This window comes from Pseudoalteromonas sp. SWYJZ98 (genome assembly GCF_015864495.1).
GTDB lineage: Bacteria > Pseudomonadota > Gammaproteobacteria > Enterobacterales > Alteromonadaceae > Pseudoalteromonas > Pseudoalteromonas distincta.
The window spans coordinates 67,952-92,154 of sequence record NZ_JADYXA010000012.1 but is presented as its reverse complement, the minus strand read 5'-3'; the positions used below and the strand labels follow the sequence as shown (position 1 = coordinate 92,154).

Genomic DNA, 24,203 nt, shown 5'->3' with positions numbered 1-24,203 from the left:
CGTGGTACTGTTGTAACTGGTCGTGTTGAAGCTGGTATCATCCGCATCAATGACGAAGTAGAAATTGTTGGTATCAATGATACAACTCGTTCTACTTGTACTGGTGTTGAAATGTTCCGTAAGCTTCTTGACGAAGGTCGTGCTGGCGAAAACATCGGCGCACTTCTACGTGGTACTAAGCGTGAAGACGTTGAACGTGGTCAAGTACTAGCTAAGCCTGGTTCAATCAACCCACATACTACATTCACTTCAGAAGTATACGTACTTTCTAAAGATGAAGGTGGTCGTCATACTCCATTCTTCAAAGGTTACCGTCCACAGTTCTACTTCCGTACAACTGACGTAACTGGTGACGTACAGTTACCAGAAGGCGTAGAAATGGTACTGCCTGGTGATAACATCAAGATGACAGTAACTCTAATCGCACCAATCGCGATGGATGAAGGTCTTCGTTTTGCTATCCGTGAAGGTGGTCGTACTGTAGGTGCTGGTGTTGTAGCAACTATCGTAGCGTAATTATTAGCCTAGCTAATTATTACCAAAAAGCCCGAGCTTAGTCTCGGGCTTTTTAATGTCTAAAATAAAGTACGATTTAAGATGCCGCTTTAACCTTAGGTGAAGATACTTGGTAACAATACTCAAAGTATCATTAGTGGTATTACTAAAAACCCGAGCTAAGCTCGGGTTTTTTAATGTCTAAAATAAAGTGCCATATGAAGGTGGTGCTCTTACTTCAGGTGTAGGTGCGTTTTAGTAACGTTCAAAGCGTAATTATTAGCCTAGCTAATTATTACCAAAAAGCCTGAGCTTAGTCTCGGGCTTTTTAATGTCTAAAATAAAGTACGATTTAAGATGCCGCTTTAACTTTAGGTGAAGATACTTGGTAACAATACTCAAAGTATTATTAGTGGTATTACTAAAAACCCGAGCTAAGCTCGGGTTTTGATAAGTTATGAATGTGTCATACTTAGCTGAAAACTATTCGATGTTTTGAATTTGCTCACGCATTTGCTCAATTAGTACTTTTAGCTCTACGGCTGCAGTAGTGATGTCACTATTGATAGACTTAGACGCTAACGTGTTTGCTTCACGATTAAATTCTTGCATCATAAAATCTAAGCGGCGGCCACATGCGCCTCCTTTTTTAAGGATTTTTTTAGTTTCTTTAACGTGAGACTTTAAGCGATCTAGTTCTTCAGCTACATCTTGTTTTTGAGCAAGATAAATAAGTTCTTGTTCAAGGCGTGACTCGTCAATGTTTGCTGCTAAGTCTTCTAGCTTTTGAGCAAGTTTTTCACGCTGCCATTTAGCAATCTCAGGCATATGCGTTTCTACAATTTCTACTTGCTCTAGAATTGCATCAAGGCGTATTGCTATCATTTCTTCAAGGTTTGCACCTTCATCGCCACGTGCAGATTTAAAATCTTCGATTACTTGATCAAGACCAGCTATTAATGCTGTATTAACGCTATCCATATCAAGCTCTTCTGCTTCCATAACGCCAGGCCAACGTAATATATCAACAGGGTTAATATCACCATTACTTTGTTGTTGAACCCATTTAGCGCTATTTATTAGTTGTTCAGCAAGGGCTTGGTTAATTGATAGCTCGCCAACGTGGGCTGGATTTGCCACAAACTTTAAAAAGACCTCAACTTTACCGCGTTGTAAGTGTTTGCGTAAACGCTCACGAATAACGGGCTCCATGCCACGAAATTGCTCTGGTGCGCGTATAAATGTTTCAAGGTAACGCTGGTTTACTGAGCGAACTTCCCAAGTGCCAGTACCCCAATCGCCTTTTATTTCGCGACGCGCATAAGCTGTCATACTGTGGATCATGGATATTTTCCTAAATTTATAAATACAATATTATGATGATTATACCGTAACACTGCTTAAGCTCTAGGGAAAATTTAATACACTGAATATTTTGCATACAGCTATTTATTTAAATCAACATGGTATCTATACCCACATACACTTATAATGTCGCAAATTCTGAATTAAGGGGATCGTCAATGCGTCCAAGCGAAAGAACACCTAACCAAATTAGACCTGTTACATTTACACGTAATTATACTTTGCATGCTGAAGGCTCAGTACTTGTTGAGTTTGGTAACACCAAAGTACTTTGTACAGCTACTGTTGAATCGGGCGTTCCTCGTTTCATGAAAGGTCAGGGTAAAGGTTGGATCAATGCTGAATACGGTATGTTACCGCGAGCAACGCATACGCGTAATGCTCGAGAAGCTGCACGTGGTAAGCAGGGCGGTCGTACTATGGAAATTCAACGCTTAATTGCACGTGCACTTCGTGCGGCTGTTGACTTAAAAGCACTTGGCGAAAACACAATTACCATTGACTGTGACGTTATTCAAGCTGATGGCGGTACACGTACAGCTTCTATAAGTGGTGCATGTGTTGCACTTGTTGATGCACTAACACATATGCGTGCAAAAGGTATGATTAATTCAAACCCACTTAAACATATGATTGCAGCTATTTCAGTTGGTATTTACAAAGGCCAAGCAATTAGCGATTTAGAATACATTGAAGATTCAGCAGCAGAGACTGATATGAACGTAATTTTAACCGAAACAGGTAAAATTATTGAAATTCAAGGTACAGCTGAAGGCGAACCTTTTTCGTTTGATGAGCTAGATGAGTTACTTACTTTAGCTAAACATTCTATTCGTGAAATAATTGACGTACAAAAGCAAGCATTAGCATAAATAGGTAGGCCACAAGATATGAAAGATTATCAAAAAGAGTTTATAGAATTTGCTCTAGAGAAGCAGGTGTTAAAATTTGGTGAGTTTACATTAAAGTCTGGACGCACAAGTCCTTACTTTTTTAATGCTGGTTTGTTTAATACTGGTCGAGACTTAGCGCGTTTAGGTCGCTTTTATGCATCGGCACTCGAAGATTCTGCTATAGAGTACGATGTATTATTTGGTCCTGCGTACAAAGGTATTCCAATAGCGACAACAACAGCGGTTGCCTTGGCGGATCATCATGATAAAGATGTACCTTACTGCTTTAATCGTAAAGAGAAAAAAGCACACGGTGAAGGCGGTACATTAGTAGGCTCAGAACTTAATGGCAAAATTATGCTAGTTGACGATGTAATTACTGCAGGTACTGCGATTCGTGAGTCGATGGAAATCATTGCACAAAATGGTGCTGATCTTAGTGGTGTTTTAATTGCGTTAGATCGCCAAGAAAAGGGTAAAGCTGAATTATCAGCTATTCAAGAAGTTGAGCGTGACTTTAATACCAAAGTGATTTCAATTGTAAAATTAGCTGATCTTATCAGTTACCTTGAAAGCCAAGGCACAATGGATGAGCATTTAGCCTCAGTTAAAGCTTACCGTGATCAATACGGCGTAGCATAAATAAAAAGCCTCGCAGTGCGGGGCTTTATTTTGACCTTCATTCATAGAGTTTATTAATGAAAGATGTATTAAAACCAAATGGCTTAGGCCTCAAGCGTGTTTTCAAAGCAACCTATTGCTCTTACCTTGGCTTTAAAGCAGCATTTAAAGAAGAAGCAGCATTTAGGCAAGAGCTACTATTAAGCCTTATATTATTTCCTATTTCATTTTGGCTTGCTTCATCACTATTGCACTGGGCAATACTAATTGGCTCACTGCTTATTATATTAATAGTTGAATTACTAAACTCCGCCATTGAAGCATTAACAGATCGAGTAAGTACAGAGTTACATGTATTGTCAGGTAGGGCCAAAGATATGGGATCTGCAGCCGTAACACTTTCATTAACGATCGTATTGATCATCTGGGGTGTAAGCCTCTATATGAAGATCGTTTAACTCTACTTCTAATATAAAATAGCTTTGAACCCCGTTAGTTGTTAATAATTTGATGGTTATGTTGTATTTTTAACGTGTTTAGCTCAAATTCTCAGCGAACAGCACATTATTTCAAGTTTTCTTCNTGGTGATAACATCAAGATGACAGTAACTCTAATCGCACCAATCGCGATGGATGAAGGTCTTCGTTTTGCTATCCGTGAAGGTGGTCGTACTGTAGGTGCTGGTGTTGTAGCAACTATCGTAGAGTAATAATTAGCCTAGCTAATTAATACGAAAAAACCCGAGCTTAGCCTCGGGTTTTTTAATGCCTGCAATTTACTTCATGTGAAGGTGGCGCACTTACTTAGGCATCGGTGCTTTGTAGCAACTATCGTAGAATAATCATTAGTTGTAATGCATTAAGCATTAATAAAACCCGAGCTCAGTCTCGGTTTTTTATGTCTGAGGTAAAGTGTAATTATTAATGTTATCGCTGTAACAAAGTAGGAGTATGGACTTAATTAGTTAGTAACCAGCATTCTTACGTAATTCATCAAGCATATCTTGGTTACCCATCATTTCGTCAAGCGTTGCCCTGACTGCATTGTCAGAGCTGTTGTCATAAACTGAAAGTAGATGTTGCGCCATTTGCTTCGTATAACCATCTTGTTTATTTTGAGCTTGGTAGTATTGCGCCATCAATCCTTGTGCAGCTAAGCGACGGATATAATCATTCGTGTCTTGCTCTAACAAGTTTGTAAATTGCTCTGCAAGGCGGTAATCAAGTACCGGTGTTTGAGTTGTTAACTCAACAGCTTGAATTTTAAATTTTTCGTCACTACTGTTGTTCGCTAAATTTAAAATGTTACCTACTACTTCATAGTCATACTCAGGCATACTCGATTTATTCAAGATAAACATATTCATTTGCAGTTGGCTCAGTGCAGCTAACCTATTTAAATCAGAGATGCTTGGATCTAAAGTTTGCTCTCTTAATTGAGAGTTTATTTGTTTAGCATAATCAGGTTCTGATTTGATCCTTAAATCATAGTCTTCTGGTAAGTCTGCATAAAAGCTATAAAGAGGATTTTGCTCACGTCGTTTTTCATCTTCTTGCTGCTGTTTTTCCTCTAGTACGTCAAGAACAAGTTCCTTAAATTCGTCGGTATCTTGTTCTTGATAAGAGCCATTAGCGTGCAGTGTTAAGTTTGCTACTTTGCGTTGTAGCGAACTTACTTTCTTGCTTAGTTCGTCAATTAAGGCTTCATTTGATTGCTGATATTCTGCAGGAGTACTAATAGAAACTGTGGGGCTTAGCTGTTGCTGCTTGGGTTTATTAAGCGAACTGGACTGATCTTTAAAAAATGTTCCGTAGCATGAAATTACCAAGGCAAGTGTTGCTATAGTAATCGCAATAGTTCCTTTGTTTATAGTCATAAAATAATCTGCCTCTAAAATGGGTAATTTATCTGTTTTCGAAATATAAGTCTGTTAAAAAATGTGTTAAATGAGGATGAAATATACGGGTTAATTAAGAAGGCGGGGCGTGAGTGGCGAAATACGGTGTTTAAATTGGCTATAAGCGCTAGACCTAAGCCTAGCGCGTAAAGCTTAATGCGATTTTGCGTATTGCTCAGCTTGTTTCCACACTCTTAGTGTATTGCCGCTTAAAATCTTTTTAATATCGGTGTCGCTGTAACCTCTGTCTATCAAACCTTGAACTAGATTTGGGTAGCTAGATACATCTTTTAAGCCGATAGGTAATGAATCGCCAACTCCATCATAATCAGAGCCAATACCTACATAATCAATACCAATTAGCTCAACTACGTGATCAATATGGTCAAGTACTTGCTCAAGACTTGCAAATGGATACGGATTTTTAGCACGGTACGCAGCATCAAAATCTTTACTTAACTTAGTACCTTCTTTTTTAGCTGACTCTTTTGTACTTTTTAATTGCTTGCCCCAGCTACCTGCTTTAGCGGTAACAAAGCTTGAGCCAAAATTGATTTGAATAACACCGCCATTTTCCTTCAGCGCTAATAGCATATCGTCATTCATATTACGCTCAAAGCCAGGCGTGTATTTACGAAGTGATGAATGAGAGGCAATTACTGGCGTTTTAGAGAGCTCCATAACCTGATAAAACGCATCATCAGAAATATGCGATACGTCAATTAGCATGCCTATATTATTCATTTCAGTGACAAGCTTTTTACCAAATGGGCTTAAGCCTTTCCATTTACGGCGTATATCGTAAGACGAATCCGAAATATGGTTGCTTTGCGAGTGCGCTAGCGTGATGTAACGAATGCCACGGTCGTAAAAGTGCTGAAGGTTTTTCATATCACCTTCGATTGGAGAGCCATTTTCCATACCCATGGCTATAGACAGCTTACCTTGTTTAAATTGCTCTTCAATATCAGAGCTTGAGTTAGCAATAGCAAACTTATCGGGTGCGCGCTGGACTATGGCTTCCATACTATCAATCATTTGATTGGCTAGCTGGTAGCTTTTTCCTTTACCCTCAAACTCTAAATGCGCAGGAATATAAATCGACATAAACGGTGCGTTTAAACCGCCTTTTACAGCGCGAGGATAGTCAAAATCGCCATCACTAGTTGCTTTGGTTACATCAACCCAGCTTTCGTGAATTCGATAAGGTACGTCAATATGGGTATCAATTAAAATGGTATCTTTAGCGAGTTTAATTGCCTTATCAGATGCTGTTATTGTTTGTTCTGCTTGGGCTTGGCTAGTTAAAGCTAGTGATATGGCTACCACTAGAGTGCTGAGTTTTATCATGTTTTGGCTCTTTGGGTAAAAAGCCATTGTGTACGTTCAATTCAAAAGTTACAAGTACTACGCCCTAATCAAACGACTGTGCTTGATGCTCTTCACTTTGCAGCGCTTTAAATTCACCTTTTGAAATTATAGTTACAGACTCGTGTAATTCTGAGAAAAACACCATCGCTTCGCCATTTTTAAGCTGCAGCTTTACTTGGCTTACTTTAGATTCGATGCTTGCCTCTACTTCACCATAATCGGTACCTTCGCGTAATACGTAGCTTTCGATTAAGTTATAAAGAGTGTCTTGATCGAGTTGTTCAAAAGGGATAATCATTACTACTTGTTACTCGCTTTATTTGATACGTGCTGGCTAAAATAATGAGGGACGGCTTTTTCTAACCAAAATATAGGTTTAAACGGATTTTTACCGCTAATAAAACCAACATGCCCGCCCTTGTCAGAGATGCGCAGCGTAACATGCTCACTTACGTCTTGCCTACTCGGTACGGCTTTAATTGAGAGCATAGGGTCGTCTTTGGAATGAATAATAAGTGTGGGTACAGCGATATCTTTCAAATACGGCATAGCACTGGCTTTACGGTAGTAATCGTGTGCGTTTTCAAAACCATGTAGAGGGGCTGTTAACTGATTATCAAACTCTAATAAATCGTCAATTTTCATTAACTGTTTTGGCGTTAATGAAATTTGCTGCTTAATTTGTGGCAGCTTTCGCTGCATTGATTTTTTCATCCGATCGAGCAGATATTTTTGGTAAATTTTACCTAAGCTTTTACGAATAACATCGCTCGATGACGACAAATCATAAGGAGCAGATACCACCGCTGCTGCACTTAATGGGCATTTTTCGCGTTCTTCACCTAAGTATTTGGCAAGTACATTACCGCCCAATGAAAAACCAACAGCGACCATAGTGCGCTTAGGAAATTGCAGCTTTAAGTGATTTATAAAAAAAGCTAAATCGGCGGTGTCACCGCTGTGATAAGCACGTGGTAGGCGATTTACTTCGGTTGAGCAATTTCTAAAGTGCATAAGCACAACTGCATAACCTTGTTTTTTTAATGCCTTCATCATGCCTTTGGCATAAAAGCTATTTATATTGCCCTCAAGGCCATGCAAAACAACAGCAAGTGGTGCGGTTTCATTATGTGGAAGTGACCATGCAAGCTCAATAAAGTCACCATCAGGTGTATCAAGTTGCTCAAGTTCGTAGGACGTATTGTGAAATGGGCGGAAAAAACGCGGCATTATGGTCTGAACGTGACGATTGGTCATCCACCATGCTGGTTTGAACTGAGAGATCATGTTTGTACTACGCACTTTGTATTAAACGAAAAGCTAGTGTATCAAATTTTTCGCTTCAGAAAATAAAAAGCGCCTAACTAGTAAACTAATAAGGCGCTTTAGTGCGTCGTGCTTAATTTTGTTCGGGAATTTCTGCGTCATGTATTTTTTTCAAAAAGAAAAAAGCAAAAAAGATACACAAAGAAACAACGATGGTTAAAAACCCAAAAGACATAAATAAAACTGGATCTGTAAAAAAGTCTCTAAAAAATACGTTCATGAGTTGCTCCCCTCGTTGTTGATGGGTTAATCATAGGCGGTGTTTGCAGGTCGCAACGTGATCGAGATCAAGTTATTTTTCTAAGCAGCTGTAGGAGTGACGCTAAGTTGATTTAGATCATGTTTTAAGGGTTGGTAAGTTATTATCACTGAGAGCTAAGAGAGTTTTCTCTTAAAATAGTGAGCTGATCGTAACTCATTTTTTTCACTTTATCTAAAAGCGAAACGCTTTAACCTTTTTGTGAATAAAGTACTTAAAGACCTTTTGCACAAAGAGAAAAGAATGAGAAATAAATGAGGGGGGGGGAGAGCAATAAACTACTTGAGCCAAATAACTGCTCAATATTTATATTTTTCACCTGAATAATTTAGTTTGTTTTCCTCTAAAAGCGAAGCGCCTCTTAACCTCTTTGTGAGTAAATTACTTGAAGGTTTTTTGCACAAAGAAAATAAGAAGTGGAGGAGGCTACAAAAACTAACACCCTAAGTGGCTTTCACATATAGCTCAATGTTGTTTGGCTCTGAAAGCTTAACTAATTCATGCTCATTTACTGTTTCAATCAACATATGTTGCTGTTGTTTTTCAAGCTTTAGCTCAGCGCTTAGTAACTCTGCGCGTATTGTGGCGTAATCACTTATCGCATTCTGGTTAGCTTTTAAATAGCTTCGAGCGGCGCGCAGAGGTTGTAATGCGTGAGTATCAAAGTCACTAGTTACGTTTATTAACTCGTTTAGCTGTTGGGTATTAACACTTAAATTTAATGAGTCTAAATAAAGCAGTAATAAGCATAAATTAACATTTTTTCCTTGCTGGTTTTGTAGTGCCAGCAAGGTTGTTTGTTGCTCTGGCTTTGCGTACAAAGTGCACGCAAATTGCCAAAAATGGTCGCTATTGAGCAAGTTCATCGGCGAATGCCTGCTCTTTTTCTTCCATTTCTTCAAGTGCCATAAGTAACTCTTCTTCAACGTCGTTAAGTTTAGGCGTAAGGGTTGCTTGCTTGGCTAATAACTCTTTAAGCTTGGCTTTGTTGTCGTCGTTGTAGAGTTCGTTATCACCTAAGGTCACTTCAACTTCACTTAACTCGGCGGTGAATTTATCGAGTTGCTTTTCAAGCTTTTCAATTTGCTTTTTAAGTGGTTGAGTGGCCTTTCTAAACTCAGCCTCTAAGCGTTTTTGCTCTTTACGGTTAACACCCGGATTTGCTTTAGGCTCGTCGCTTTGCTGCGCTTTAACCGCTTCTTTATTGGCATTAAGTAACCACTGGTAATACGCATCTAAGTCGTAACCAAACTGGGTTACTTTGCCGTCATCTACTAAGTAAAACTCATCGGCGGTATTTTTAAGCATGTGGCGGTCGTGTGATACGGTAACCATAGCGCCTTCAAAGCCTTGCAGTGCCATAACAAGTGCATGGCGCATTTCTAAATCAAGGTGGTTAGTTGGCTCATCGAGAAGCAGCAGGTTTGGCTTTTGATATACCAACATGGCAAGTACTAAACGTGCTTTTTCGCCGCCCGAAAAAGGGGCTACAGGCTCAAGTGCTTTATCGCCAATAAAGGCGAAACCACCTAAAAAGTCACGTAGTGATTGCTCAGTGGCTTTTGGGTCGAGGCGTTGTAAGTGCATTATTGCACTGGCTTTTAAATCAAGAGATTCAAGTTGATGCTGCGCAAAGTAACCAATATTTAATCCGTGATGCTGAACAACTTCGCCCGCTTGCGGCTCTAAATCACCAGAAAGCAGTTTAATTAACGTTGATTTACCTGCGCCATTTCGACCTAATAAAGCAATTCGGCTACCTGGTACAAGGTTTAGCTCTATATTATTTAAAATAGTGACGTCACCATAACCCGCTTTGGCTTTATCTATTGTCATTAGTGGGTTTGGTAATGCTTTTGGCTCTGCAAACTCAAAGTTAAATGGCGAGTCGGCATGTGCCGGCGCTAGTTTTTCCATGCGTTCAAGCGCTTTCACACGGCTTTGTGCTTGTTTAGCTTTACTGGCTTTTGCTTTAAAGCGCGTTATAAACTGCTCAAGGTGAGCAATTTGATCTTGTTGCTTATCAAACATTGCTTGTTGTTGTAGTAAGCGCTCAGCTTTTTGGCGCTCAAACTGCGAGTAGTTACCTTTGTACACGTTAATAAGTTGCTTATCTACATGCCAAATTTGATCAACCACCGCATCTAAAAACTCACGGTCATGCGATATAAGTACAAGGGTGCCGGTATAAGCACGCAAAAAGCGTTCAAGCCAATAAACGGCATCTAAATCAAGGTGGTTTGTTGGCTCATCGAGTAATAGTAAATCGGCGTCGCGTATTAATGCTTGGGCAAGGTTTAAACGCATACGCCAACCACCCGAAAACGAGCTTACAGGATTTTCTATAAGGTTATTGGTAAAGCCTAAGCCGTGTAATAGCTCACCTGCGGTTGATTCAATGCTATAGCCTTTAATGCTTTCAAGCTGAATATGTACTTTAGCTTGTGTGTCGCCATCGTTGTTTTTCTCGGCCTCACGCAGTGCTATACGCATTTCGTAGTATTCTGGGTGGCCTTGAAGTACATAATCAATCGCGCTTATTTCAAGGGCAGGTGTCTCTTGCTTAACAGAGGCGATAGACCAATCTTTTGGAATGCTGCAGTTACCGGCATCTAGTTGTAGTTCTGATTTTAGTAAACCAAATAACGTTGATTTTCCACAGCCATTAGCGCCAACAAGGCCTACTTTGTGTTCTGGAAATAACGTAGCTGATGCGTTTTTTAATAAGGCTTTACCGCCACGAAGTAGTTCTATTTCTGAGATTTGGATCATGAATGTGTTACTTTGCTGTGCCCTTGTTAAGTTGGCGCTATCATAACATAGAACTTAATGCTCTTATCAAGCGTATCAACAAGTGAAGTTATACGATAAAATGACAGCAGTTCAAACCACAGGAAAAATGTTGTGAGACAAAAGAAGCGATTTATTGCTGGTGCATCGTGCCCTGACTGCAAAGCCATGGATACTATGATGCTATACAGAGAACATGATGTTGAAAAAGTAGAGTGTGTTGAGTGTGGTCATAAAATGGCGCAACCCGATAATGCTGTGCAGGCGTCTACTCGCCAATTTGAACAAGTAATTGGTGTATTTAAACCGGGCGACTAACCCGGTTTTTTATTGCCTAATTTTTACCGATTTTAGTAATGCGGTGGAGGCGGCTCAGGTACTTCAGACATCATAGATGATGCTGACTGCGACTCTTTAATTTTTTCTGCTAGCAGCTCGGTTTGGCGTTTCATTTTTGCTAACAGCTGTTGGTGCACTTTTATTTCATCATTTAAGACTTCAATCGTTTCGTCTTGAAAAGCCACTTTGGCTTCAAGTTCCATTAAGCGATGTTCAATTGTGTTCATTATTCTCTCGTATAATAAATCGCTCTGCGATCCCGCTGGAGCTTTCGGTTAACAACGACTTACCGTTATCTGTAAATGTCACATCTAGCACCACCGCCGATTTAGGCTTACTGCCTTCGCGCGGGGTAACCTGCCAAGTTTGAATTTTTTCACCGCTTGGTATTTGCCACAAATCTACACGCTTATTTGGCGAGCCGGTTGCAAGCAAAGTGCCTTGTTCGTTAAAGCGCACAGCAGTAAAAATTTTCTGACGCGCAATATACTTCAGTTTACTCACAAGATCACCTGTAGTCAGCTTCCATACATTTGCTTGTGCCATACTATCGGCCGTAAACGCATAGCGACCTTGTGGATCGAGCGTTACTTGGGTAACACGCGTTGGGTGATTAAAACGATGAATTACTTGTCCGGTACGTGTATCCCAAAAGTAAGCAACATAATCGTTAGAACCACTTAAGGCAAAGCGTCCGTTAGGTGACAGGTCAACGGTGTTAACTTTATCTTGATGACCTAAAAACTCAATACGACGCCCAGTTTCTAGGTTTACAAATACGACAACGCCGTCGCTACGGCCGTATAAAACACTACGGCCTTGATTGCTAATAGCAATATCGCGAATACTGGCTTTTTGTATTTTGTAATAACCTTGATTTTTGCCTGTGGCTATATCCCACACAGCAAACGTGGTTTTTTCGGCGGTAACAGCCACGCTGTTATCAAAAGCAATGGCAACAGCGTACACTAGGCTGTCTTGTGACTGCTGCTGAAACCATTGGTATTTTAGCACCTGCTGTTGATTATCCCACAGGGCGACCCCATGGTTGATAGAGGAGATCAAACTGTATTTACCATCGTTTGAAACTGTTGATGAAAACGCACCTTGTGCAGCATGTTCGTAACTTGCTACAGCGTGTTGTTTTTTATCGGTACAGGCGATGGCTAAAAAACAGCTAAATACGATTAAAAAAGTACGAAATATCGACATATTACAGGTATTTCCCCTTAACTCTTAGTGACTGAGAGGTTAGACTAGGACGCGTTAAATGCCTAGGTTGTTTGTCTAATCACTGGATATGTTTTTAGTTTAGCTAACAATATGGAATTTAGTCATTAAACAAGCAGCCTATCATGTGGGCCGTTAATCTTTCACTAGTAATAATACATTAAAATGACAACTGCAAAGTATGTCGGAGATTTAAAATGAAAAAGACGATTAGATTGTCATTGATTGCAGCGTCAGTTTTAGCGCTTACAGCTTGTAATCAAGAAGCAAAAAAAGAACAAGCTGAAGTTAAATTAGACACTGTAGAACAGCAACAAGCATACGGTATTGGTGCATCTGTAGGTAACTTTTTAAATAAAGACCTAGCAGACAAAACAGAAATTGGTATTGAACTAGACCAAGCACTTCTAATCCGTGGTTTTGAAGATGCACTTGCTGGTAATGCAAAACTTGACGAAGAAAAAATTCGCGAAGTATTAACTGAACTAGATACATCAGTGCGTACTAAGCAAGAAGAAAAAGCAAAAGTAGAGTCTGAAAAAAGCAAAGAAGCGGGTGTTAAATACCTAGCTGACAACGCTAAAAAAGAAGGCGTTACAGTAACTGAGTCTGGCCTACAGTACGAAGTACTTAGCGAAGGCGATGGCGAAAAGCCAGTAGCAACTGATGTAGTTAAAGTACACTACAAAGGGACTTTATTAGACGGTACTGAGTTTGATAGCTCATATGCACGTAACGAACCGACAACTTTCCCTCTTAACCGCGTAATTGCGGGTTGGACTGAAGGTTTACAACTTATGTCAGTGGGTTCTAAGTACAAGTTCACTATTCCTTCAGAACTTGCTTACGGCGACCGTGACTTAGGTAAGATTCCAGCTAATTCAACACTTGTATTTGAAGTTGAATTACTTGAAATTCAAAATGAAGAAGCACCAGCACAATAATAAGCTTATTGTGTAAATGCAAAAAGGGACCTTAGGTCCCTTTTTTAATGTGCGTAAATAACATATTAGTTTGCGTGATTAGAAAACAAGTTATCAATAAGCTCATCTTCAAGTGCAAAGCGTGCTTCTAATGCCTCGCCAATAACAGATAAGTCATCATCAAAGCCCTTTAACAAGTCTTCTTTGTCTACTTCAGCGTATTTATCATTAAAATCAAGCGCTATGTCGGTTGTACTAGAAATACGCGGGTAAATAGAGTTTGCTAACTCTTGGCTTTGTAAGCCCTTTTTTTCACATGCTTTTGCTATATCGTCATACACTTCAAAATGGCCTGCAGATAGGTAATCCATTAAAAGTTGGCAAAATGATTCAATTAGCTTTGGCTCTGGTAATGCCTGATCTTGCTTTTCGTACGGCGTAAAGCCTGCAATTTTGCAATAAAGTACAATAAGGTCTTGGCGTTCGTTTAGCCATTTATCAATTACTGTGTGGCTACCACCCCATTTCTGTTGAGCTTTTTCTACACGCGTCAGCATAATTATTCTCCTAGGCTGGGTTGGTTTTTAATTAAAAATATAATAACTCACTGTACATCAAGATATATTTAATTTGAGCGTATATCAACAAGTAAAGTAACCCAGTTGTGAGTTGTATCTTCTTATATTAATTAAGATGGGGGAGTTTTATTGCAGGCAAGAAAAAACCACCAGTTACGGTGGTCTAATTTCTTTCAGTGACTTGTTATAACAAGCTTTCTTATTTTTATGAGATGATTTTTATTGTTATTATTTTAAAACTTTTATTTTTATTGTTTTAAGATTTTTATTGTTGTTTTTGTTAACGCGGGACAAACAATAACAAGGTTTTTAGTATGTTGCAAACATATTAATAAAAAGTTTTAAATGTTATTCTTTTTTGCTTATTTTATAGTCAAAATGGATTAAAACACTCCATTCTATTGATCTACCTCTAGGTAAAGCTGTTTTCGTCCCTAAGCAATAGAGGGTCGGGGAATATGGTGGTACAATCTTGCACAATTTATACAAGTCTTAGGATCATTTACGCCATGAGCGAATTAAAAAACGACCGTTATTTACGTGCACTTGCAAAACAACCTGTTGATGTAACTCCGGTATGGATGATGCGCCAAGCAGGACGCTATTTACCAGAGTACCGTGCAACACGTGCACAAGCGGGCGATTTTATGAGCCTGTGCCGTAATGCAGAACTTGCATGTGAAGTAACACTGCAGCCACTACGTCGCTACCCGTTAGATGCCGCTATATTATTTAGTGATATTTTAACAATTCCAGATGCGATGGGTTTAGGCTTGTACTTTGAAACTGGCGAAGGCCCTAAGTTTGAACGTCCTATTTCATCACTTGCTGATGTTAAAAAAATTCCAAAGTTAGACCCTACAGACGAGCTTGGCTACGTAATGAACGCAGTAAGCACTATTCGTCGTGAACTTAAGGGTGAAGTACCACTTATTGGTTTTTCTGGTTCGCCTTGGACGCTAGCAACTTATATGGTTGAAGGCGGTAGCAGCAAAGTATTTGGTAAAATCAAAAAAATGGCGTTTGCAGAGCCGCAAACACTTCATTTATTACTCGATAAATTAGCTGATTCAGTTATCGATTACTTAAATGCTCAAATTAAAGCTGGCGCGCAATCGCTAATGGTATTTGACTCATGGGGTGGTGTATTAAGCCCGCGCGATTACAACGAATTTTCACTGCAATATATGCATAAAATTGTAGATGGCTTAATTCGTGAATACGATGGCCGTAAAGTACCGGTTACTTTGTTCACTAAAAATGGTGGTCAATGGATTGAAGCAATTGCAGCAACAGGTTGTGATGCAATTGGCCTTGATTGGACTATTAATATTAGCGACGCTAAGCGCCGTGTGGGTGATAAAGTAGCGCTACAAGGTAATATGGACCCGTCTATGTTACACGGTACACCAGAGCGTATTCGCCAAGAAGTAGGCACTATTTTAGAAGATTTCGGTACAGGCAATGGCCACGTGTTTAACTTAGGTCACGGTATTACACCAGATGTAGACCCTGAAAATGCCGGTGTATTCATTAATGCCGTACATGAGCTAAGTGCTAAGTACCATAAGTAATAGTGACTTAAACAAGCATTAGTGCTTGTTTAAAAATAAAAAACCCGCTTAGTGCGGGTTTTTTGTTATCTATTTATAAAGGCGTTTAAAAACCTTATTTAAGCAGTTACTTAAATAAACGATTTAAACCATTTAGCGCCGCAACACGGTAGGCTTCAGCCATAGTTGGGTAGTTAAATGTGGTATTTACAAAGTAGTCGATGTTATTGCCGCCATTTTTTTGTTCCATAATGGCTTGGCCAATGTGAACAATTTCAGACGCACGCTCACCAAAGCAATGTACGCCAAGTACTTCTTTGGTTTCGGTGTGGAATAATATTTTTAAACTACCCACTTCAGTGCCCGCAATTTGCGCACGTGCCAAATGCTTAAACTGAGCACGGCCAACTTCATAAGGTACTTTAGCTGCTGTAAGCTCTTGCTCGGTTTTACCGACTGAACTCATTTCTGGAATGGTATAAATACCAGCCGGAATATCAACAATCAGTCTGTCGTCACAGTTACCACACGCAATTGCATCAGCAGCTATACGACCTTGGTCAAACGCAGCACTTGCAAGGCTTGGGTAGCCAATTACATCACCAACAGCATAAACGTTATCAATTTCTGTTTGGTATGTTTCGTTCACTTTTAATTGGCCACGGCTATCGGCTTTTAAACCAATGGCTTCAAGGTTTAGCGTATCAGTGTTACCAGTACGGCCATTAGCAAATAAAATACAGTCAGCTTTTACGCGTTTACCCGATTTTAAATGCATAATAACGCAGTCGTCACGGGTCTCTATTCGATCAAATTCTTCATTATGACGAATAACAATACCGCTGTTCCAAAAGTGATAGCTAAGCGCGTCAGATATTTCAGCATCCATAAAAGCAAGCAGGCGGTCGCGTGTATTAACTAAATCAACTTTAGCGCCTAAGCCTTTAAATATAGAAGCATACTCACAACCAATAACACCTGCGCCATAAATAAGTACGCGATGAGGGTCGTGTTCAAGGCCTAGTATCGTGTCGCTTTCGTAAATACGAGAATGCGTAAAATCGACTTCAGGTGGGCGGTAAGGGCGTGAACCCGTCGCTATAACAATTGTTTTAGCGGTTAGTCGCTCAGTTGAGCCATCATTTCTTTTTATTTCAATTGTGTGCTTATCTACAAAGCTCGCATCACCTTGAAACATATGAATGCGGTTGCGATCGTAAAAGCTGCTACGTAAATTAGATTGCTTAGAAATAACCGAACTAGCATGACGTAAAATATCAGGAAATGTTAAGCGGCTAGGACGCTCGCCAACATTAAATAACGGGTTTGCTTTGTATTCAATATAACGGCTAACAGAGTGGCGAAGCGCTTTTGAAGGAATTGTTCCCCAATGTACACAACCGCCACCAACAGCTTCTTGGCGTTCAATAACCGCTACTTTTTTGTCATTTTTTGAAAGGTTCATGGCGGTACCTTCACCGCCAGGACCCGTGCCAATAATTATTGCATCATATTGGTATGTCACGGGTACTTTTTTTTGTTCTGGTTGTTTGGCCACTGCCACTCCTAAATTAATTAAAAGAGGCTTTTAATAACCTCGCATTAAGTGCTAGCCATGCCTGTTTTTGATTTTCCCAGGCGGCTTCCAACTCATGGTATTGTGCCATTAATGCTGAGCGTTCACACTGCTTTGCCATGTTATTTTTTTTAACTTCTAACACTTGTTTTTGTAGTGAACAATAATTTTGCAGTTTTTTCAGCAGTAAATCGTACTCTTGTTGTAATAATGTAATCTTATCTTGTGCTAAAGGCAATTTTGCAAGACGCGTTTGCGTTTTACCCATTAGCGTTTCGGCCTTTGCTTTTTCGATACGTTCAACAGGTGTACGCTTTAGTTTATTGGCTAAACCAACAGCTGCTAAAGAGCGGATCATCCATTTTGTTGGATCGTAATGAAACCATTTAATACCGTTACGGTAGTCGCTTGCAAAAATATGATGGAAGTTGTGATACCCCTCACCGTATGTAAATAACGCTAAAAAGCCGTTATCGCGTGCCGTATTTTTTTCAGTGTATGGGCGAGAACCCCAAATATGTGCAACCGAATTTATAAAAAAGGTAAAGTGTTGGCTTAGTACTAAGCGTAGTAAACCTGCAAGAATTAACATACCCCACACATCACCAACTAATAAACCAAGTGCAAGAGGCAAACCTACGTTCATGGCAATAGCTAGTTTTAAGTAGTGCTTATGTTGCCACATAACGACTTTATTTCGTTGTAAATCACGACAATTACTATAGTCGTTGTAGCTATCGCCTTGGTAGTCACGTAACATCCAGCCGATATGGCTATACCAAAAACCATTGGTAGCCGCGTAAGGGTCTTTTATTGGGTCGTCAACTTGGCCGTGATGTATACGGTGATCGCTACTCCAGTGCAAAGCACTGTTTTGTAGTGCAAAAGCACCGCCAAGCGCAAAAATAAATTCAACAGCTGGGTGTGCGTTATAGGTTTTATGTGCCCATAATCGGTGGTAACCGGCAGTAATAGATAAGCCCGCATAAAACATGCAGCCTACAAAAGCAATCCAATGCGCGCTGGTAAATCCGTAGCTAATAGCGTACCAAGGTACAAGGGTGGCAGCCGCCAAAAAGGTTAGGCTAAAAAACAGGACGTTTGTCCAAATAATCGGTGGTTTATTCATAATTCTCAATCTCAGCGTACAACTGTAAGCTAAAATAGTATTTCAAACTCTTGGCGTCAAGTATTAGACTGTACAATTGAGCTAATATCACTAAATATTCATATAAAATAATTCAGGGAGCTGTTGATGTCGGGTGTTAGAGCGCAACAGAAACAAAAAACACGACAGGCGTTAATTCAAGCGGCATTTAATCAGCTGAGTGCTGATCATAGTTTTTCGAATTTAAGTTTACGCGAAGTAGCACGAGAAGCCGGTATTGCCCCTACTTCTTTTTATCGTCATTTTAAAGACATGGATGAGCTAGGTTTAACCATGGTAGACGAAGCAGGTTTGACTCTTCGCCAACTAATGCGTCAAGCACGTAGGCGCATAGCAAACGATGGCGGCAGTGTTATAAACACCTCAGTGGTTACGTTTATGGAGTTTATTGATAACTCAAGTAACCAATTTAGGTTGTTGCTGCGAGAACGCTCTGGTACGTCTAAAGCATTTAGAGCCGCAGTAGCGCGCGAGGTAAAACATTTTATTTTAGAGCTGGCTCATTATTTAGAAAGCGAAACCAAATGTAACTCCATGCATGCCTATATTCAGGCGGAATCTATGGTCACTCTGGTATTTAATGCCGGTGCAGAAGCACTCGACATAGAAGGGCTACAACGCGACGAATTGATTGAGCGCGTTATTTGGCAGCTGCGTTATATTACTCGAGGAGCCGGGCATTACGTAAGAGAAACGAATAAAGAAGCATAGCTTAAAAAAATTGCAAAAAGTTAATATAAGCACGGTATATTGCAGTGCTTATTAATTTAAGCGCCACTAGTTACGTATTTGTTATTTTAATTCTTCACAGTCACCTTGTTTGAATTAAAAAACCCAATTGAATCGTTTTTAAATCTGTTTTGTGGAATTTTTATGCTTGCTTCCGTCGCTTTGTAATGTTAAAAATAGGCTTCACTGAACACACACACAAGAAAACAAGATGCATATTATTCGTTTAATTACACTAAAACTTAACCTCTTACTGCTATGGCAAGTAAGCGGGGATTAGTGTGTTTGCATCGAGTTGAACACTAAAAACCCCGCAATTGCGGGGTTTTTTTTATCTCGCGGCTGGGATTAATTGAAATTTGGGTAACATAGGAATGAGGGGCAGTTATGCAAGAGCAAGATAAAGTATGGATTTTTGATACCACCTTACGTGATGGCGAACAGGCGCTTAAAGCAAGCCTTACTGAAGATGATAAAATTCAATTAGCGCATACAATTAGCCGCTTGAATGTGGATGTGATGGAAGTGGGTTTTCCGGTTTCGAGCCCTGCTGATTTTCGCTCGGTGCAACGTATTGCAACCGAAGTAAAAGGCCCGATTATTTGTGGTTTAGCGCGCTCAGTTGCTAAAGACATTGAAGCCTGTGGCGAAGCACTTCGTACAGCTCAGCAAAGCCGTATTCATACTTTTATTGCTACAAGCCCTTTGCACCTTGAACATAAATTGCGTATGAGCCTAGATGATGCAACGGCAATGGCGGTTAAATCAATTAAATTAGCGCGTAACTACACAGACGATGTTGAGTTTTCGTGTGAAGATGCCGGTCGTACGCCGCATTGGGATTTATGTAAAATTGTTGAGCAGGCAATTAATGCCGGAGCTTCAACTATTAACTTGCCAGATACCGTTGGTTTTGTAACGCCAGACGAATACGCCGCGATGATCCGCCATTTAATGAATAACGTGCCAAATATTGATAAAGCGCGTTTAAGTGTGCATTGCCACAACGATTTAGGTTTAGCCGTAGCAAACTCGGTGGCTGCAGTGCAAGCCGGAGCACGTCAAATTGAGTGTACTATTAATGGCATTGGTGAGCGTGCTGGTAACTGCTCACTTGAAGAAGTGGCGATGATCATGAAAATGCGCCACGACCACTTAAAAGTATACACAGATATTAAAAGTGAAGAAATTTACCGCGCATCTCGCCAAGTGGCTAAAATTTGTAATATGCCAGTACAGCCAAATAAAGCGATTGTTGGCGAAAACGCCTTTGCACACAGCTCTGGCATTCACCAAGACGGTGTATTAAAAGCGCAAAATACTTATGAGATTATGTCGCCAGAAAGCGTGGGTGTGCCAAGCAACCAATTAAATATGACTTCGCGTTCGGGTCGTCATGTTATTGAGCATCGCCTAGAAGAATTAGGCTATCAAAAATCTGATTACGATATGGATGGCTTATATAAAAGCTTTATCGAATTGGCTGACCAAAAAGGCACAGTATACGATTACGACCTTGAGGCGATGATTTACTTTAATCAAATTAACGACAAAGACGAAAAATACCAATTAGAATTTGTTAACTCAGCCTCTAACTCACAATCGGTAGCAAGCTCTACTATTGGAATGCGCATTGATGGCGAAGCTAAACAAGAAGCCGCGACAGGTAATGGCCCAGTTGAAGCTTCGTTTGCAGCTATTGAGCGCTTAACCGGTATGAGCGTTGAAATGATTGAATATAACTTAGAAGCGACAGGCCAAGGCGCAAGCTCATTAGGCCAAGTAAATATTATAGCTAAATACGATGGCCGACCTTACCACGGTGCGGGCATTGCAGCGGATGTGGTTGAAGCGTCGGTACGCGCCATGATCCGTGTTTATAACTTAATTTATCGTGCACAAAAAGTGTCTGATTTAAAACAACAAAGGAAAGCAGGATGAGTAAAACAAACTACAGCGTTGCGGTATTAGCTGGCGACGGTATTGGTCCAGAAGTGATGGCAGCAGCAGAGCAAGTGCTTGATGCTGTAAGCAATAAGTTTGGTTTTACCCTGAACCGTCAGCATCATGCTATTGGTGGCGCAGCTATTGACGAATTTGGTGAAGCATTACCACCAAAAACGCTAAGCGCGTGTGAAAACGCCGATGCTATTTTATTTGGCTCAGTTGGTGGCCCTAAATGGGAAAACCTACCACCAAACGAGCAGCCTGAGCGCGCATCGTTATTGCCGCTTCGTAAGCACTTTGGTTTGTTTTGTAATTTACGCCCTGCACAGTTATTACCTGCATTAAGTGCAGCGTCGCCACTTCGCGCTGATATCAGCGAAAAAGGGTTTGATATTTTATGTGTGCGCGAACTAACTGGCGGCATTTACTTTGGTGAAAAAGGCCGCAGTGGTGAAGGCGCAGAAGAGTTTGCATTTGATACGCAAACATACTCACGAAAAGAAATTGAACGTATTGCACGCTTTGCTTTTGAAGCTGCAAAACTACGTAGTAACCATGTTACCTCTGTTGATAAAGCAAACGTATTAGCATCAAGCGTATTATGGCGCGAAGTAGTAACCGAAGTAAGCAAAGACTACCCAGAAGTAAGCTTAGATTACATTTACGTAGATAACGCCGCTATGCAGTTAGTTAAGCAGCCTAGCCAATTTGATGTATTACTTTGCGATAACTTATTTGGCGATATTTTGTCAGATGAGTGCGCCATGATCACAGGTTCAATGGGCTTATTACCATCGGCAAGTTTGAATCAATCAGGTTTTGGATTGTACGAGCCAGCAGGCGGTTCAGCACCAGATATTGCAGGTAAAGGCGTTGCAAACCCAATAGCACAAATTTTAAGTGCCGCATTAATGCTACGTTACTCGCTAGGGCAAGACGAAGCTGCTCGCACGATTGAAAAAGCAGTAGCAGAAGCCGTAGAAGCAGGCGTTGGCACACCAGATATATATCCAAATGCAGGTTACAGCACAAGCGATGTGGCAGCAGCCATCGTTTCACGCATTTAATAACATATTAAAGTTGCAGCACCGTTATGCTGCAACTCAAACAGATTAGGGAATTAGCAAGTGGCCCAAACGTTATACGAAAAAATTTGGCAATCACATACCGTTGCCAGCATAAACGAGCAAACCGACTTACTTTATATTGACCGCCATTTAGTGCATGAAGTTACTTCTCCGCAGGCTTTTGCTGGTCTACGTGAAAAAAACCGTACTGTACGTTGCCCAGAAAAAACCTTTGCAACGATGGATCATAACGTATCGACTAAAAGCCGATCACTTGATGCCGCAAGCGAAGTATCTAAAAACCAATTAATGGCGCTTGATAAAAACTGTAAAGAGTTTGGTATTGTGCTTTACGATTTAAACTCAATTAATCAAGGTATTGTGCACGTAATGGGCCCAGAGCAAGGGATTACTTTGCCTGGCACAACCATTGTATGTGGCGATAGCCATACCTCTACGCATGGTGCGTTTGGCGCATTAGCGCATGGTATTGGTACGTCTGAGGTTGAGCACGTATTAGCAACGCAAACGCTACAGCAAAAAAAGGCGAAATCGTTAAAAATTCAAATTAACGGTGTATTGCGTCCAACGGTTACGGCTAAAGATTTAATTATGGCGGTAATTGGCAAGTTAGGTACCGCTGGTGGCACAGGTTATGTAGCAGAGTTTTGTGGTGCAGGCATTGAAGCACTTTCAATGGAAGCCCGTATGACGCTATGTAATATGAGCATAGAAATGGGTGCAAAAGCGGGTTTGATTGCATCTGACCAAATTACTTATGATTACCTAAAAGGTCGTCCGTTTGCACCTAAAGGCGCAGATTTTGATGCAGCCGTTGAATATTGGGAAACTTTAAAAACGGATGAAGGCGCACACTTTGATTTAGTTGTTGAGCTAAATGCCGACGACATTCAGCCACAAATTACCTGGGGCACAAGCCCAGAGCAAGTAATTGGTGTTGATGAGTGCATACCCGATCCAGACCAAGAACCTGATTTAATTAAAGCGGACGCTATTCGCAGCGCGCTTAAATACATGGATTTAAAAGCGGGCGATAAATTATCAAGCGCGAAAGTAGACACGGTATTTATTGGCTCATGTACAAATAGCCGCATTGAAGACTTGCGCGCTGCTGCAAAAATTGTTGAAGGCAAACATGTTGTTGCCGGCATAGAGGCGTTAATTGTACCGGGCTCTGGCTTAGTTAAAAAACAAGCCGAAGACGAAGGCTTAGCCGATATTTTTAAAGCCGCTGGCTTTGAATGGCGCGAACCGGGTTGTTCTATGTGTTTAGCGATGAACGATGACCGCCTAGGAGCAGGCAAGCGTTGTGCATCTACTTCTAACCGTAACTTTGAAGGTCGCCAAGGTCGTGGCGGGCGTACTCATTTAGTTAGCCCTGCAATGGCCGCAGCTGCTGCAATACATGGTCACTTTGTTGATATTAGAGGAGAAGCCTAATGAGCGTATTTTTTAGTGGCTTAATGGCCCCACTTGATAAAAACAATGTAGATACTGACCAAATTATCCCTAAGCAGTTTTTAACATCAACTAGCCGCGAAGGCTTTGATGCGGCATTGTTTTATGATTGGCGTTACCTAGATAACGACGAGCCAAACCCTGACTTTATTTTAAACCGCCCATGCTACCAAGGCGCGCAAATATTATTAACGCGCGACAACTTTGGTTGTGGCTCATCTCGTGAGCACGCGCCATGGGCGCTGAAGCAATATGGTTTTGAAGTGATTTTAGCTGAAAGCTTTGCAGATATTTTCTTTAATAACTGTGGTAACAACCAAATGTTAGCCATAGCGCTACCTGCCGATACGCTTGAGCAATTGTTTGTACTTAGCGAGCAGCACGACGATATTAACATTGAAATCGACCTTGAAAATCAAACACTAACAAGCAGTAAGTTTGCACCAATTAGTTTTGATATTAGTAAAGAGGTAAAAGAACGTTTGTTAAGTGGTTTAGACTTTATTGGTGTAACCGAAACGCTAAACCCACAAATTGATGCGTTTGAAAAACAACTAGCGACTGAGCGTTCTTGGCAGTAATTGCTTAACCGTGTG

General features: G+C 40.5%; 25 protein-coding genes and 1 pseudogene. 13 read left to right on the top strand and 13 right to left on the bottom strand.

Translation table 11 applies throughout. From position 1 onward, the window contains the following. On the top strand, positions 1-516 hold a 516-nt coding region (locus I6F10_RS10085), incomplete at its 5' end, for an EF-Tu/IF-2/RF-3 family GTPase (RefSeq protein WP_269435816.1). Between the two features lie 462 nt (positions 517-978). Here the strand turns inward: I6F10_RS10085 and I6F10_RS10080 are convergent. Further along, positions 979-1,839: a YicC/YloC family endoribonuclease gene (locus I6F10_RS10080; RefSeq protein ID WP_138488390.1), complete on the bottom strand. Its 861-nt coding sequence runs from the start codon at positions 1,837-1,839 to the stop codon at positions 979-981. A gap of 179 nt (positions 1,840-2,018) precedes the next feature. Here I6F10_RS10080 and rph point away from each other — a divergent pair, with 179 nt between their 5' ends. The 4 genes and pseudogenes from rph to I6F10_RS10060 form a co-directional block, all read left to right on the top strand. Next, entirely contained in the window at positions 2,019-2,732 is a 714-nt protein-coding gene (gene rph / locus I6F10_RS10075) for a ribonuclease PH (protein ID WP_002958890.1), read from the top strand. Positions 2,733-2,750: 18 nt separating this feature from the next. Then, entirely contained in the window at positions 2,751-3,395 is a 645-nt protein-coding gene (gene pyrE / locus I6F10_RS10070) for an orotate phosphoribosyltransferase (RefSeq protein WP_002958891.1), read from the top strand. A gap of 56 nt (positions 3,396-3,451) precedes the next feature. Then, positions 3,452-3,832 carry a diacylglycerol kinase gene (locus tag I6F10_RS10065; RefSeq protein WP_165744685.1) on the top strand — a complete coding sequence of 127 codons (381 nt, stop codon included), beginning with the start codon at positions 3,452-3,454 and terminating at the stop codon, positions 3,830-3,832. 123 nt (positions 3,833-3,955) lie between these two features. Continuing rightward, positions 3,956-4,084 (top strand): annotated as a pseudogene (locus tag I6F10_RS10060) (elongation factor Tu); the annotation flags it as partial. 255 nt (positions 4,085-4,339) lie between these two features. On the opposite strand, the gene I6F10_RS10055 reads toward I6F10_RS10060, so the two are convergent. The 7 genes from I6F10_RS10055 to I6F10_RS10025 all read right to left on the bottom strand — a co-directional run bounded on the left by I6F10_RS10055 (position 4,340) and on the right by I6F10_RS10025 (position 11,000). Next, on the bottom strand, positions 4,340-5,251 hold the full coding sequence (locus I6F10_RS10055; protein ID WP_197098792.1) for a hypothetical protein: 912 nt from the start codon (positions 5,249-5,251) through the stop codon (positions 4,340-4,342). A 174-nt stretch (positions 5,252-5,425) separates the two neighbouring features. Then, positions 5,426-6,622 (bottom strand): dipeptidase, encoded by a 1,197-nt coding sequence (locus tag I6F10_RS10050; protein ID WP_197098791.1) that lies wholly within the window; start codon positions 6,620-6,622, stop codon positions 5,426-5,428. Between the two features lie 64 nt (positions 6,623-6,686). Next, positions 6,687-6,941 carry a YheU family protein gene (locus I6F10_RS10045; protein WP_004335925.1) on the bottom strand — a complete coding sequence of 85 codons (255 nt, stop codon included), beginning with the start codon at positions 6,939-6,941 and terminating at the stop codon, positions 6,687-6,689. A 2-nt stretch (positions 6,942-6,943) separates the two neighbouring features. Next, entirely contained in the window at positions 6,944-7,930 is a 987-nt protein-coding gene (locus I6F10_RS10040; protein WP_024606596.1) for a hydrolase, read from the bottom strand. A gap of 112 nt (positions 7,931-8,042) precedes the next feature. Further along, positions 8,043-8,189 carry a hypothetical protein gene (locus I6F10_RS10035; RefSeq protein ID WP_004335931.1) on the bottom strand — a complete coding sequence of 49 codons (147 nt, stop codon included), beginning with the start codon at positions 8,187-8,189 and terminating at the stop codon, positions 8,043-8,045. Between the two features lie 482 nt (positions 8,190-8,671). Then, entirely contained in the window at positions 8,672-9,094 is a 423-nt protein-coding gene (locus tag I6F10_RS10030; RefSeq protein ID WP_197098790.1) for a TIGR02444 family protein, read from the bottom strand. Then, complete coding sequence (locus tag I6F10_RS10025; RefSeq protein ID WP_197098789.1) at positions 9,078-11,000, bottom strand: ATP-binding cassette domain-containing protein; 1,923 nt, start codon at positions 10,998-11,000, stop codon at positions 9,078-9,080. The genes I6F10_RS10030 and I6F10_RS10025 overlap by 17 nt, the downstream gene beginning before the upstream one ends. 132 nt (positions 11,001-11,132) lie before the next feature. Between I6F10_RS10025 and I6F10_RS10020 the strand changes: the two genes are divergently transcribed. Then, positions 11,133-11,336 carry a YheV family putative zinc ribbon protein gene (locus I6F10_RS10020; protein ID WP_007378899.1) on the top strand — a complete coding sequence of 68 codons (204 nt, stop codon included), beginning with the start codon at positions 11,133-11,135 and terminating at the stop codon, positions 11,334-11,336. A 32-nt stretch (positions 11,337-11,368) separates the two neighbouring features. On the opposite strand, the gene I6F10_RS10015 is transcribed toward I6F10_RS10020, so the two are convergent. Together I6F10_RS10015 and I6F10_RS10010 are read right to left on the bottom strand one after the other, a co-directional pair. Beyond that, positions 11,369-11,584 carry a SlyX family protein gene (locus tag I6F10_RS10015; protein WP_197098788.1) on the bottom strand — a complete coding sequence of 72 codons (216 nt, stop codon included), beginning with the start codon at positions 11,582-11,584 and terminating at the stop codon, positions 11,369-11,371. Next, a complete protein-coding gene (locus tag I6F10_RS10010) occupies positions 11,571-12,569 on the bottom strand; it encodes a WD40 repeat domain-containing protein (RefSeq protein ID WP_024604167.1) in 999 nt (332 codons plus the stop codon). The genes I6F10_RS10015 and I6F10_RS10010 overlap by 14 nt, the downstream gene beginning before the upstream one ends. 215 nt (positions 12,570-12,784) lie before the next feature. Between I6F10_RS10010 and fkpA the strand changes: the two genes are divergently transcribed. Further along, the gene (gene fkpA, locus I6F10_RS10005) at positions 12,785-13,531 is read left to right on the top strand and encodes an FKBP-type peptidyl-prolyl cis-trans isomerase (RefSeq protein WP_024595253.1); all 747 of its coding nucleotides are present in this window, start codon (positions 12,785-12,787) and stop codon (positions 13,529-13,531) included. 65 nt (positions 13,532-13,596) lie between these two features. On the opposite strand, the gene I6F10_RS10000 is transcribed toward fkpA, so the two are convergent. Further along, the gene (locus I6F10_RS10000; RefSeq protein WP_007582240.1) at positions 13,597-14,067 is read right to left on the bottom strand and encodes an Rsd/AlgQ family anti-sigma factor; all 471 of its coding nucleotides are present in this window, start codon (positions 14,065-14,067) and stop codon (positions 13,597-13,599) included. Positions 14,068-14,597: 530 nt separating this feature from the next. Here I6F10_RS10000 and hemE point away from each other — a divergent pair. Then, entirely contained in the window at positions 14,598-15,662 is a 1,065-nt protein-coding gene (gene hemE / locus I6F10_RS09995; RefSeq protein ID WP_002961084.1) for a uroporphyrinogen decarboxylase, read from the top strand. A gap of 106 nt (positions 15,663-15,768) precedes the next feature. On the opposite strand, the gene sthA is transcribed toward hemE, so the two are convergent. Both sthA and I6F10_RS09985 read right to left on the bottom strand, forming a co-directional pair. Then, positions 15,769-17,199 (bottom strand): Si-specific NAD(P)(+) transhydrogenase, encoded by a 1,431-nt coding sequence (gene sthA, locus I6F10_RS09990; protein WP_182193767.1) that lies wholly within the window; start codon positions 17,197-17,199, stop codon positions 15,769-15,771. 13 nt (positions 17,200-17,212) lie between these two features. Continuing rightward, positions 17,213-18,346, bottom strand: coding sequence for an acyl-CoA desaturase (locus tag I6F10_RS09985; protein ID WP_182193765.1), 1,134 nt, complete (start codon positions 18,344-18,346; stop codon positions 17,213-17,215). A 126-nt stretch (positions 18,347-18,472) separates the two neighbouring features. Between I6F10_RS09985 and fabR the strand changes: the two genes are divergently transcribed. The 5 genes from fabR (at position 18,473) to leuD (ending at position 24,188) form a co-directional block, all read left to right on the top strand. Then, complete coding sequence (gene fabR, locus I6F10_RS09980; protein ID WP_182193763.1) at positions 18,473-19,096, top strand: HTH-type transcriptional repressor FabR; 624 nt, start codon at positions 18,473-18,475, stop codon at positions 19,094-19,096. 405 nt (positions 19,097-19,501) lie between these two features. Beyond that, positions 19,502-21,055, top strand: a complete 1,554-nt coding sequence (gene leuA / locus I6F10_RS09975; RefSeq protein ID WP_008171909.1) for a 2-isopropylmalate synthase — start codon at positions 19,502-19,504, stop codon at positions 21,053-21,055. After that, positions 21,052-22,128, top strand: coding sequence for a 3-isopropylmalate dehydrogenase (gene leuB / locus I6F10_RS09970; protein ID WP_182755064.1), 1,077 nt, complete (start codon positions 21,052-21,054; stop codon positions 22,126-22,128). Before leuA ends, leuB begins: the two co-directional genes overlap by 4 nt. A gap of 60 nt (positions 22,129-22,188) precedes the next feature. After that, positions 22,189-23,589, top strand: a complete 1,401-nt coding sequence (gene leuC / locus I6F10_RS09965; protein WP_101217610.1) for a 3-isopropylmalate dehydratase large subunit — start codon at positions 22,189-22,191, stop codon at positions 23,587-23,589. Next, positions 23,589-24,188, top strand: coding sequence for a 3-isopropylmalate dehydratase small subunit (leuD, locus tag I6F10_RS09960; RefSeq protein WP_010555450.1), 600 nt, complete (start codon positions 23,589-23,591; stop codon positions 24,186-24,188). Before leuC ends, leuD begins: the two co-directional genes overlap by 1 nt. Positions 24,189-24,203: the final 15 nt, after the last annotated feature.